Raw genomic sequence first — 12,351 nt, 5'->3', positions numbered from 1 at the left:
GGAGCGATAGCGTGAGGGCCAGGACCCCGGAGGAGACGACCATGGTCAACAAGCTGAGCCTGCTAGCCAAGGCCCGCGAGCTCGCCGACAAGGCGAGTCGTGCCCCGAGCGGTCGCGCCGCCGACACGGTCCTCGGTGGCCACGAGAAGCGGATGCGCCAGACCGTCGTCGCGATGCGCGCCGGCGTGACCCTCGCGGAGACCGCCAGCCCACACGAGGTGACGCTGCTCGTGATCTCGGGCCGCCTCTGGCTGGAGTCGGGAGACGATCGCTGGTCCGCCCGCGAATGGGGGTACCTCATCGTTCCCGGCGAGCCCTACAGCGTCGTCGCCGAGACCGACGCGACCTTCCTCCTCACGGTCGGGATGGCCTGACCCGCGTCGCACGCGCGACGTAGGACGACGCCCGCCTGCTCCGGCAGCCGAGGCGAATCGAGGAGCGTCCGCTGCGTCCTTAGCGCGAAGCGGGATGGGCGCGCGTGCACGGTGACCGAGGTGTGGGCAACCCGGCCGGGCGGCGACGACCGACCGTAGGATGGGTCCCGTGATACGCACGATCGATCTTCGTGGCCAGCACCTCGACGCGGCAGACCTGGAGAGCAGGTTGCCCCGGGCCGAGGTGGACATCGACGTCGCTCTCGAGCGGGTGCGCCCGATCCTGCAGCGCGTGCGCACCGAGGGCGCCGCGGCGCTCGGCGACCTGGCCGAACAGTTCGACGGTGTCCGCCCCGCCCGGTTGCGCGTGCCCGCCGAGGCGATCGCCGCGGCCGAGGCGGCCCTCCCGGCCGACCTGCGCGCGGCGATCGTGGAGGCGATCCGCCGTGCCCGCGCCGCGCACACGGCCCAGCTGCCCCAGCCGGCCACGACCGAGCTCGGCCCCGGCGCACTCGTGCACCAGCGCTGGATTCCCGTGCGGCGCGTCGGACTCTACGTGCCCGGCGGGCTCGCCGCGTACCCGTCGTCGGTCATCATGAACGCCGTCGCGGCCCAGGTCGCCGGCACCCGCTCCATCGCGCTCGCCTCGCCTCCGCAGAAGGACAACGGCGGCCTGCCGAACGCCACGGTGCTCGCCGCGTGCGCGCTCATGGGCATCGAGGAGGTCTATGCCGTGGGCGGCGCCCAGGCCGTGGGGATGTTCGCCTACGGCGTGGATTCGCGAACGGACGGCGCACCCGACCCGGGCAACTCCTGCCCGCCCGTCGATGTGGTCACCGGTCCCGGCAACATCTACGTCGCCGCCGCCAAGCGCGCCGTGCTCGGCGTCATCGGGATCGACTCGGAGGCCGGCACGACCGAGATCGGCATCCTCGCCGACGACACGGCCGACCCGACGTGGGTGGCGGCCGACCTCATCTCCCAGGCCGAACACGACCCGGCCGCCGCCTCCGTGCTCGTGACCGCGTCGACCGAGCTCGCGGACGCCGTGCGGGAGGCGCTCGAGCACCAGGTCACCCTCGCCAAGCACAGCGACCGGATCGCCACGGCGCTCGGGGGCCCGCAGTCCGCGATCGTCCTCGTCGACGATCTCGAGGCCGGCGTGGCCGTCGTCGACGCCTATGCCGCCGAGCACCTCGAGATCCAGACGGCCGACGCCTCCGCGCTCGCGGCCCGGATCAGCAACGCGGGCGCCATCTTCGTCGGGCCGTACTCGCCCGTGCCGCTGGGCGACTACATCGCGGGCTCGAACCACGTGCTGCCCACGGGCGGCACCGCCCGATTCGCCTCCGGGCTCGGAGTGCAGGCATTCCTCAAGTCCGTGCAGGTGGTCGACTACACCGCCGACGCGCTCGCCGAGGTGACCGACGCGCTGAGCGTCCTCGCCGAGGCCGAGGATCTTCCGGCTCACGCCTACGCGGCCCGGATCCGTCGCGGCGACTGAGCCGTTCACAGGAGTGCCCCGACCTCGGTGGCCTCAGTGGCCTGAGTGGACTCGGCGGCCTTGGTGGCGCGGAATCGAGGTGACGCGCGGTCTCGCGCCGCGTACGGTATGGGCATGGACGCCGTATTCCGCATGATCCGTAGCACCGGATTCCGCCGTGGCCCCGCGCGCATCCTCGGTGGCATCTGCGGGGGCATCGCCGCGGCGACCGGGGTCAACGTGCTCTGGATCCGCGTGGCCGTGCTCGTGCTCTTCCTGCTGCCGGTCTTCGGCTTCGGGTTGTACCTGCTCGTCTGGGCGCTCACGCCCTGGGGCGCCGGGGCGATCCCCGCGGAGCGCTTTCTGGACGGCTGGGCGGGTCGCTCCTGAGGCCGGCCGGTGGCCCGCCCGCGGTCCGACCGGTGATCCGACCGGTGATCCGACCGGTGATCCGACCCGGAGGGTTTCCCCCAGGAAGAATCCGGGTGATCCCTGATTCCGTGCACCCATCCCATGATCTACCGTGTTCGCAGGACGCGAGGAGATGACATGTTCGACGCGGTGACCGAGATCGTGCTGGCCACGGCGGCGTCCGCCTGGGTGCTGCCCGTCCTGTTCGTGTGCACGCTGATCGATGGGGTCTTCCCGCCGATTCCGAGTGAGTCCGTGGTCATCGCTCTCGCGAGCCTCTCGGTCACCCATGAGGGCCCGGCCCTCGGATGGATCGTCCTCGTGGCCGCGCTCGGTGCCTTCGCGGGGGACAACCTCGCCTACCTCATCGGCTCGAAGCTGCCGGTGCACCGCTTCGGCGTCTTCCAGCGCCCCAGGGGAGCGAAGATGTTGGCGTGGGCCGAGCGGGCGCTGGCCCGCCGCGGAGTCGTCTTCATCCTCGCCGCCCGCTATGTTCCGATCGGGCGCGTCGCAGTGAACATGACCGCCGGTGCGGTGGGCTACCCCTACCGCCGGTTCGTCCTCGTCTCGGGGGTGGCCGCCGTGATGTGGGCCGGCTACTCCATGGCGCTGGGACTGAGCGCCGGCGCGGTGCTCGACGAGCATCCGCTCATCGCGATCGGAGCGGGCGTCGTGCTCGGGGTGAGCATCGGCTGGGTGATCGACCTCGCCTTCCGGCGGTTCTTCGACGACGGCACCGACGCACTCGACATGCTCGACACGGCGGATGAGGCGGGGCCGGCCGGCGCGGTCGCCGAGGAGCCCGCCGGTGCGGCGTCCGAGCCCGTCGAACTGGACCTGACCCCCTGACCGTGCCGGGCGGTCCCCGTCGCGGCGGGGCGACGGTCGTGTCCGGTCAGGTCAGGGCCGCGTCGTCGCGTTCCCCGGTGCGGACCCGGACGGCCTCCTCGACCGGCAGCACCCAGACCTTGCCGTCCCCGGGAACCTCGGTGCGGGCGGCGTCGACGATGACCTGCACGATCCGGGGCGTCTGGGAGTCCTCGGCGAGGATCTCCACCCGGATCTTCTGCAGCAGGGCCACCGTGTAGGAGGCGCCCCGGTACACCTCGCGGTGACCGTGGTAGTCCTCCCGATGTCCGTGCTGGGCGCCGTAGCCGGCGGCGTCCGAGATCGTCATGCCGTGGATGCCGAAGTCCTCGAGCGCCTCCTTGGTCTGCGGGAAGCACTCGGGGCGGATGACGGCGGTGATGAGCTTCATGGTGTTCTCCTCAGGTCCGGAGCTGATGGTCGAGGTCGATGGGCCGGGGGCCGCTCAGCCGCGGACCGAGAACTGGCCCGAGGTGCCCGAGGCGAAGGAGTAGGCGGTCTCGGCGTGTTCGCCCAGGTCGATCCCCTGCACCTCGGACCTCTCGTCGACCCGGAAGCCGATCGTTCGGTCGACGAGCGCGGCGATGGCCCACGTCACGAGCCCGCCGAAGACGACGGTCACGAGCACCGTGACGACCTGTGCGGCGAGGAGACCGGGGCCGCCGCCGTAGAACAGGCCCGCGCGTCCGATCGCCGGGGACGCGATGAACCCGAGCGCCACGGTTCCCACGATGCCGGAGACGAGGTGCACGCCGACGACGTCGAGTGAGTCGTCGTAGCCGAGGCGGTACTTGAGCCCGACGGCGAAGGCGGAGGCCACCCCGGCGCAGGCACCGAGCACGATGGCCCACGCAGGCGTGATGTTCGCGCACGCGGGCGTGACGGCCACGAGCCCGGCCACGACCCCCGAGGCCGCGCCCAGGGTGGTCGCGTGACCGTCGCGGAACCGCTCGACCACGAGCCACGAGAGCATCGCGGCACCGGGGGCCACGAGCGTGTTGATCCAGATGAGGCCCGCCTGCGCGCCGTCGGCCGCGGCCCCGGCGTTGAAGCCGAACCACCCGAACCAGAGGATCCCCGCTCCGAGCATGACGAGCGGAAGGTTGTGCGGCCGCTGATTCTGGTCGGTGCCGAAGCCGCGCCGGGCGCCGAGGACGAGGCAGAGCACGAGCGCCGCCACCCCGGCGTTGATGTGCACGACCGTTCCGCCGGCGAAGTCGATCGCCTCGCCGAGCCGCCGGCCGATGACCCCGTCCCGCATGAGCCCACCCGTGCCCCACACCATGAAGGCGACCGGCGCGTAGACGAGCGTGACCCACAGCGGCACGAACAGGCACCAGGCGCCGAACCGTGCCCGGTCGGCCACCGCCCCGGAGATGAGCGCGACGGCGATGATCGCGAACGTGGCCGAGAATCCGACCAGGAGCAGGTCGCCGCGGGCCAGCGCGTCGATCGAGCCGAGGTCGGAGAACGGATTGCCCGCGAGACCCGGCACGAACTCGTCCCCGGCGGCGATCGACTGGCCCCACAGCACCCAGACCACCCCGACGATGCCGATCGCCACGAAGCTCATCATCAGCATGTTCAGGGCCGCCTTGACCCGGGTCATCCCGCCGTAGAAGAACGCGAGGCCCGGGGTCATGAGCAGCACGAGCGCCGCGGCCACCATGGTCCAGACGGTCGGAGCGTCCAAAGAGTCCATCGCCTGCCTCCTCCGGCTAAACCATCTCGATATCAAGACATTGCTGGAATATTACGCAACGATGGTTCAAGCGCTGTCAAGGGGTGATCGCATCATGGGCATGGCGACAGCCTGACGTGATTAAGAAGTGATCTTGGTGCGTGTTTGGTGTTGGGCGAGTCGGAGCCCGAACGGACGCGTGCCCGACCTACCCGAGCCCGAGGGTGAGTGGATACACGGCTCGCGCCCCGGCCGCGACGAGCAGCCGCGCGGCCACGGTGAGCGTCCAGCCGGAGTAGCTGACGTCGTCCAGCAGGAGGATCGATCGGCCCGCCACTGCCAGGTCGGGCAGTCGCAGGCGCCGGGCCACCGCCGCGAGCCGGTGGGCCGAGTTCACATCCCTGCTCGTGGGCTCGAGCTGCTCCGCGCGCGCGCCGAGCGCCCCGAGGATCGGGACCTCCAGGAGGGCGGCGGTGCCGCCGGCGAGATGGCGCACCAACCGGGGACGCGTGACCGAATCGACCGCGACGATCGCCTCGACCGGCGGCCGCCAGTCCGACAGGAGCGCGCTCAGGGGCCCGCGCAGCCGGTCCGGCACGTCGCCGTCGGGCCCGGTCACGCAGTCGCGCACGGCCAGCGAGAGCCCGAGGCCGTCGAGCCGGGCGAGGGCCCGGCCGGGCTCGGCGGGTGGCGAGATCCGCCCGGAGAGGGCGGCTCCGGCGACCGTGATCCCGGCGGCCTTCATCCCGGTGGGCCAGGCCTTGCGCGGGGTGATCTCGACGCCCGGGCGCTCGAGGGCCCGGGCCGCCGCGGTCACGACCTGTACCGCGGGCAGCTCCGGCACCGGCACGCCCCCGCAGTTGTCGCAGCGCCCGCACGGCTCACCGGTGAGGGTGGGGTCGTCGAGGCAGCGGCGCAGGAATCGCATCCGGCACTCGTTCGTGCTCTCGTAGTCGATCATGGTGGACTGCTCGGCCCGCCGGGCCTGCTCGACGCGCTCGTAGCGGGCCGCGTCGTAATCCCAGCGATCGCCGGTGGCGATCCATCCGCCGCGCACCCGCCGCACCGCGCCGTCGACGTCGAGCACCTTGAGCATGAGCTCGAGCCGGGTGCGGCGCAGGTCGACGTGGGTCTCGAGCGCCGCGGTCGACATCGGCGCCTGCCCCTCCCGCGGCAGGGCCGCCAGGGCCGCCGAGACCGCCGCCGGCGGCGGGAACGAGAGGGAGCCGAAATAGTCCCAGATCGCGCGGTCCTCCGGACCCGGCAACAACACGACCTCGGCCCGGTCCGTGGCCCGGCCGGCCCGGCCGATCTGCTGGTAGTACCCGATCGGCGAGGCGGGCGCCCCCAGATGGATGACGAACGCCAGGTCGGACTTGTCGAACCCCATCCCCAGGGCGGACGTGGCCACGAGCGCCTTGACCTCGTTCCCCAGCAGCGCCCGCTCCAGCTCCTCCCGGCGGGTGGGGTCGGTCCCGCCCGTGTAGGCGGCCACCTCGTGACCGGCCTCGCGCAGGAACCGGGCGGTCTCCTCGGCGGCCGCCACCGTGAGGCAGTAGACGATCCCCGAGCCCGCATAGCCGCCGAGCCGCTCCGCCAACCACGCGAGCCGGGTCGGCTGATCGGCCACCGGCGCGACCGCCAGGCGCAGGCTGGCTCGGTCGAGGCCGCCGCGCAGCGTGAGCACGTCCGCCCCGAGCTGCTCGGCCACGTCGGCACACACGCGCTCGTTCGCGGTCGCCGTGGTCGCCAGCACCGGCACCCTCGTGGGCAGTGCCGCGAGCAGGGTGGAGATCCGCCGATAGTCCGGGCGGAAGTCGTGCCCCCAGTCAGAGATGCAGTGCGCCTCGTCCACGACCACGAGGCCCGCCTCGGCCGCCAGGTGCGGCAGCACCTCCGCGGCGAACGTGGGGTTGTTCAGCCGTTCGGGCGAGCACAGCACGATGTCGGCGGCGCCCGCGCGGATCTCCTCGTGCAGGGCGTCCCAGTCGCCCGTGTTGGCCGAGTTGAGCGTGATCGCCCGGATCCCGGCGCGCGTGGCCGCCGCCACCTGATCGCGCATGAGCGCCAGCAGCGGCGAGATGATCAGGGTGGGGCCGCTGCCGCCTTCGCGCAGCAGCGCCGTGGCCACGAAGTACACGGCCGACTTGCCCCATCCCGTGCGCTGCACCACGAGCGCCCGCGCCCGATCCACCACGAGCGCACGGATCGCCTCCCACTGATCCGCGCGCAGCGTCACGCCCTCCCGCCCGACGAGCCGCGTGAGGACGGCGCCCGCCCGCTCCCGTAGTTCGGCCTCCTCGGGGGATCGGGCCGGGGGAGGTGCGCAGGTGGATGCGGCCGGGGCCGCCGTGGGGGAGGAGCTCATCCTGCGAGACTAACCGCGGCCCCCGACACCGGCGACGGGGGGTCCGCGAGCCGCCGCGAACCCCGCCGCCGTAGGATCCCCCGGGCTCGCCCGGCACCGCCCGGCACCGCCCGGCACCGCTCGTGTCGAGGCTGTCCACGCTCTCGGACAGTTCATGGCCGGTTCCCAGCCGCCGCTATGGTTGCCCCGGCGGGCGAGCCGTCGACGATCGTCGAGGAGGTCGGTGTGGACGACAAGGTGAGCGTTGCCGTGCTCGGACCCGTGGAGGTCAGCCGGCGCGGGCTCCCCCTGGACCTGGGCGGGGCGAAGCAGCGCGCCCTGCTGGCCCGGCTCGCGGTCTCGGCCCCGGCGGCGGTCTCCGTGGACGCGCTCGTGGAGGACCTGTGGAACTCCGCCCCGCGCGAGCCCACCCGTGCGCTGCAGCAGCACGTCTCGCGGCTGCGCGCGAACCTGCCGGTCGAGCGGCGTCACGGCGGCTATCGGCTGGCGCCGGAGAGCGTCGTCGTCGACGTCACGACCTTCAAGCAGCTGAGCGCTCGCGGCCAGGACCTCCTCAAGGCCGGCGCCGCCGACGAGGCGGCCGGCTACCTCGACCGCGCCCTGACGCTCTGGCGCGGCACCGCCTTCGCCGACCTGGCTCCGAACTCCGGGATGACGACGATCGCGACCCACCTCGAGCATCTGCGCCAGTCGGTCGAGATCGACCGCAACGAGGCCTACCTCGCCTGCGGCCGCGGCCCCGACCTCATCCCGGAACTGCAGCGGCTCACCGGCGCGAGCCCGCTCGTGGAGGCGTTCTGGGCGCACCTCATGGCCGCCCTGTACCAGCACGGCCGGATCCCGGAGGCCCTCGCGGCCTTCCACGCGGCCCGCTCCGCTCTCGTCGGCGCGCTCGGGCACGAGCCGGGGGAGCGGCTGACCGAGATCCACCGGGCCCTCCTCGTGGGCGCCGCGCCGCCCGGGCTCGCCGACTCCCCGGGCGCGCCCGCTGTGCCCGCCTCACCCGCCTCACCCGCTGTGCCCGCCGTGCCGACTCTCCGGGCCGAGCAGCGCCCGAGGGCCCGCGCGCGGGCGAGCAGCGACGACGCGCGCCCCGGACTGCCCGGGCGCGGACGCGAGCTCGAGATCCTCGAATCCGCTTGGCGGGAGGCGCGACGCGGACTGCGCGTCGTCACCATCACCGGCGAGCTCGGCATCGGCAAGAGCCGGCTCGCGGAGGAGTTCGCCTCCCGGCTCGCGCGCGAGGGCGCCCGGGTGCGATACGGCCGCTGCGACGACGACGTCGAGAGCGCCTATCAGCCGTTCGCCGACATCCTCGCCGCCGACATCGAGCACGTCGCGGGCACGGACGCCACGCGGGCCCGCAACCGCCTCGGGCCCGACGCCCGCGACCTCCTGCCCATCGCGCCCGCGCTCGCCCCGCTCCTGCCCGGCCCGGGGGAGGGGACCGACCCCGCCACCCAAGTGCACAGGGTCCGCGCCGCCCTGACCCGCTGGCTCATCGAATCCACCCGGGTCACCCCGATGGTGTGGGTGATCGACGACCTGCACTGGTCGAGCCCGGAGACCACGGCGCTCCTCGAGCACCTCATCCGCTCCGCCCGGTCCGCCCGCGTCCTCGTCCTCATCACGCTGCGCGATCGCGATGACCCGGGCACGCGCCGCATCCCGGAACGGTTCCTGCCCGTGCTGCGCCAGTCCGAGGTCGTGACTCAGCTGTCGCTGGGCCGCCTCGACCGGTCCGCGACCCGCGACGTGGTGCTCGCCGAGGTCGCGGGCGGGGGAGGCGAGGCGAGCGAACAGCTCGTCGACCGGATCCAGCACGCCTCGGGCGGGCTGCCGCTGTTCGTGCTCGAGCTCATGCGCCAACTGCGCACCCTCCCGGGCGAGGCCGCCCCCGGGACCGTCGCCCCAGCGGACCCCCGCGACGCGGGCCGGCCCCCGCTCGGCGCGATCCCACCCGGGCTGCGGACCGTCATCCATGCCCGCCTCGAGACGCTGCCGCGTCGTGCCCGCGAGGTGCTCGAGCAGGCGGCCGTTCTCGGGCGCCGGTTCGAACTCGAGCTCCTGGCGCAGGTGTACGGCGACGAGGACCGCCTCGACGACGCCCTCTCGGCCGCCGTGTACGCCCGGCTCATCGAGGCGGACGGGCAGCCGTGGCGCTACGTGTTCTGCCACGACGTCGTGCGGGCGATGCTCTACGAGGAGATCGCGCCCCTGCGGCGGGCCCGGCTCCACGCCCGGGCGGCCGCCGCGCTCGAGGCCGCCGGCGCCGCCGCGAACCCCTACGCCCGCGCCCACCACAGCGAGCGGGCCGCGCCGATCGCCGGGCCGGACCGCGCCGTCACCGCGCTCGTGCTGGCCGGCGAGGCGGCCCTGGACCAGCGAGCCCCCGGGAGCGCCGAGCGGTTCTACCGGCGCGCGCTCGCGCTCGCGGACACCACCGCCGAACGGAGCGGCTCGGCCCAGTACTGCGATCTGCTCATCGGGCTCGGGCGGGCGCTCTTCGGCGGGGCCGACCCGGCCTACCGCGACACGCTGCTCGAGGCGGGCCGCCTGGCCCGACGACTCTCCGATCACGACCGGCTCGTGACCGCCGTGCTGGCCAACTCGCGCGGCTGGTACGCGAGCACCGTGGGCCTCGATCACGAGCGCGTGGCCCAGCTCGAGGACGCCCTCGCCGCCTGCCCCGCGGACCGGCACTCGACCCGGGCCCGGCTGCTCGGGGCGTGGGCCGTGGAGATCGTGCGGGACACGAGCCGCCGCGACGAGGCGCTCGAGCACAGCGCCCGGGCGCTCGAACTGGCCGAGGGCGCGGGCGACGAGCGGATCCTCGGGCAGCTGCTCTCCGACCGGTACGCCGTGATGTACGCCTCCTTCGAGGATCCGGCCGGCTGCGTCGAACTCAACCGGCGCCTCGAGCGGCTCGCCCGGCGCCGCGGCGACGAGGGGCTCGAGCTCAGCGCGACGATCGGGCTGGCCCAATCCGCGCTGACCGTCGGCGACGGCGCCGAGGCCGATCGAGCACTCGCGCGCGCCCTCGGCCTCGCCGACACGCTCAACGAACCGGCCCGGCTGTGGATGACCCGCTGCTGGCAGGCGACCCGCACCGCCGGCACCGGCGACCTCGCCTCGGCCCGCGCCCAGGCCGACGCCGCCCTCGAGCTGGGCACCGCCTCCGGGCAGCCCGACGCTCACGCCTGGTACGCCGGGCAGATGTTCATGCTGCTCCTGCACGCCGGGGGTCCCGGCGACCTGCGCGACGACTCCGCCGAACAGGCGCTGCGCTACGCCGCGGCCATCCCGGCGTGGCGGGCCGCCCACGCGCTCGCCCTCGCCCACGCCGGTGCGCACGACCAGGCGCGCGCCCTCCTCGCGGAGTTCGTGGACTCCGGCTTCTCCACCCTTCCCCGCGACATGCTGTGGCTGCACGGGATGGCCTACCTGTGCCAGGCCGCCGCGGCGCTCGGGGACGCGCCGTCCGCCGGCCTGCTCGCCGGCGCGCTCGCGCCCTACGAGCGGCTCGTGGCCGACAACGGCACGATCGACGCCGGCCCGATGGCCCTGCACCTGGCCGCCGTGACGGCGGTCGCCGGGGATCGGGAGCAGGCCGCGCGGCTTCTCGACGTCGCCGCCCGCGTCACCGACCGCCTCCGCGCCCCGATCTGGCACGGGCACCTCGACGCATTGCGCCGGCGGCTCACGCCGCAGGCGTAGGGACGACGCCCGGCTCGCCAACGTAGACCGGTGCCGGTCCGCTCATCCACTCGACGCAGGACAGGCGCGTCGTCTCAATCGAGCAGGCTCGGTAGGGGAACCTGCGGGTCGGCCAGCCGCGACGGATCCACCCTGACCCGCGCGCGGATCAGATCCTGCAACGGCGTCATCCCCTCGTCCCGGCGGTTGACGTGCATCGCGGCCACCACCCGCCCGTCCGCGAGCCAGAACGCCTGGAAGGCCCGGGCGGCCGGGTCCCCGCGGATGACGGGCTCCTCCGCCGCACCCCGGCGCACCCACCCGGCGTATTCGACGAACAGGTCGTACTGGTCGGTGAAGACGAACGGGACGGGATCGAATTCCGAGTCGCGGCCGAGCATCGACCGGGCCGCGATCTCACCGCTCATCAGCGCATTGGCCCAGTGCTCACTGCGCAGCGAGGTGCCGTAGAACCCGTTCGCCACCGCGGCGATGTCGCCGGCGGCGAATACGTGCGGGTCCTTGGTTCGCATGCGGGAATCGACACGGACCCCGCCATCGGCCCCGAGCAGCTCGGGATCGACGAGCCCGGTGTCGGGGACGGCGCCGATCGCGATGACCACGCAGTCCGCCCGGAGGGAATCGCCGTCGTCCAGGACGACGCGCGTGGTTCCCGCTCGTGCGCGGATCTCGGTGGCCCGGCGGCCGAAGCGGAAGTCGACACCGTGCGCGCGGTGGACACCGGTGAAGAAGCCGCCGACGGTCGCTCCGAGGGTGGGCTGCAACGACACGTCGTGTGGATCGACGACCGTGACGTGGCACCCGGAGAGCGAGGCGGTCGCTGCGACCTCGAGCCCGATCCAGCCGCCGCCGATGATCACCACACGGGCGCCGGGCCGCAGCCGGGCGCCCAGGCGCTCGGAGTCTTCGAGGGTGCGTAGATAGTGCACCTGCCCGCCCGTGCCTCCCGGCACGGTCAAGCGTCGCGGCTGCGACCCGGTGGCAAGGAGCAGCGCGTCGTAGTCGACCCGGTCGCCCCGGTCCAGCAGGACCCGTGTGCGGGCCCGGTCGATGCCCACGGCGGTCCGTCCCCGCCGGAACCGGACGTCGTGGTTCTCGTACCAGTCCTCGTGTGGAAGGAGGTCGTGGGACCGGTACGGCTCACCTGCGAGATAGGACTTCGACAGCGGGGGCCGCTCGTAGGGAATGTGGGGTTCGCGGCCGATCAGCTCGATCGTCCCGTCGAACCCGAGGGCGCGCAGGGTGAGCGCGGCCGTTCCGCCGGCCTGCCCGGCGCCGAGGATGATGAATCGCCGGCTCATCCGGCCAGCCTGCCATGGGCGTGCCGGTGGGGGGCCGCGTTCCAACCGCTCGTGGGGACGGTTCGGCAGGGGATCGGCAGGGGGATACGTGCGCCGACGAACAACGCGCCCGAGCAGTTGGCACCCTGGGGGCCTCAGTAGACTCGTGC

The 12,351-nt window shown here is 73.6% G+C and carries 9 protein-coding genes; 5 read left to right on the top strand and 4 right to left on the bottom strand.

Annotation, left to right across the window (positions count from 1 at the left end; translation table 11 throughout):
* Positions 1–11: 11 nt before the first annotated feature.
* The 4 genes from GCG21_RS05705 (at position 12) to GCG21_RS05690 (ending at position 3,117) form a co-directional block, all read left to right on the top strand.
* Complete coding sequence (locus tag GCG21_RS05705; protein ID WP_227993324.1) at positions 12–374, top strand: LuxR family transcriptional regulator; 363 nt, start codon at positions 12–14, stop codon at positions 372–374.
* Positions 375–543: 169 nt separating this feature from the next.
* The gene (gene hisD, locus GCG21_RS05700) at positions 544–1,878 is read left to right on the top strand and encodes a histidinol dehydrogenase (RefSeq protein WP_370517317.1); all 1,335 of its coding nucleotides are present in this window, start codon (positions 544–546) and stop codon (positions 1,876–1,878) included.
* Between the two features lie 114 nt (positions 1,879–1,992).
* On the top strand, positions 1,993–2,247 hold the full coding sequence (locus tag GCG21_RS05695; RefSeq protein WP_152818312.1) for a PspC domain-containing protein: 255 nt from the start codon (positions 1,993–1,995) through the stop codon (positions 2,245–2,247).
* A 159-nt stretch (positions 2,248–2,406) separates the two neighbouring features.
* A complete protein-coding gene (locus GCG21_RS05690) occupies positions 2,407–3,117 on the top strand; it encodes a DedA family protein (RefSeq protein WP_194164957.1) in 711 nt (236 codons plus the stop codon).
* Positions 3,118–3,163: 46 nt separating this feature from the next.
* Here GCG21_RS05690 and GCG21_RS05685 read toward each other — a convergent pair whose 3' ends face one another.
* From GCG21_RS05685 to GCG21_RS05675, 3 genes are all read right to left on the bottom strand, one after another.
* A complete protein-coding gene (locus tag GCG21_RS05685; protein ID WP_152818310.1) occupies positions 3,164–3,526 on the bottom strand; it encodes a P-II family nitrogen regulator in 363 nt (120 codons plus the stop codon).
* Positions 3,527–3,580: 54 nt separating this feature from the next.
* Positions 3,581–4,837, bottom strand: coding sequence for an ammonium transporter (locus GCG21_RS05680; RefSeq protein ID WP_152818309.1), 1,257 nt, complete (start codon positions 4,835–4,837; stop codon positions 3,581–3,583).
* Between the two features lie 187 nt (positions 4,838–5,024).
* Positions 5,025–7,184 (bottom strand): RecQ family ATP-dependent DNA helicase, encoded by a 2,160-nt coding sequence (locus tag GCG21_RS05675; protein ID WP_152818308.1) that lies wholly within the window; start codon positions 7,182–7,184, stop codon positions 5,025–5,027.
* A 177-nt stretch (positions 7,185–7,361) separates the two neighbouring features.
* On the opposite strand from GCG21_RS05675, the gene GCG21_RS05670 reads away from it, so the two are divergent.
* Entirely contained in the window at positions 7,362–10,901 is a 3,540-nt protein-coding gene (locus GCG21_RS05670) for an AfsR/SARP family transcriptional regulator (RefSeq protein WP_152818307.1), read from the top strand.
* A 74-nt stretch (positions 10,902–10,975) separates the two neighbouring features.
* On the opposite strand, the gene GCG21_RS05665 is transcribed toward GCG21_RS05670, so the two are convergent.
* The gene (locus tag GCG21_RS05665) at positions 10,976–12,202 is read right to left on the bottom strand and encodes an NAD(P)/FAD-dependent oxidoreductase (protein ID WP_152818306.1); all 1,227 of its coding nucleotides are present in this window, start codon (positions 12,200–12,202) and stop codon (positions 10,976–10,978) included.
* Between the last annotated feature and the right edge of the window lie 149 nt (positions 12,203–12,351).

Source organism: Pseudactinotalea sp. HY160 (assembly GCF_009372055.1).
Classification (GTDB): domain Bacteria; phylum Actinomycetota; class Actinomycetes; order Actinomycetales; family Beutenbergiaceae; genus HY158.
The sequence above is the reverse complement of the archived record's forward strand: the minus strand, read 5'-3'. Positions and strand labels throughout refer to the sequence as shown.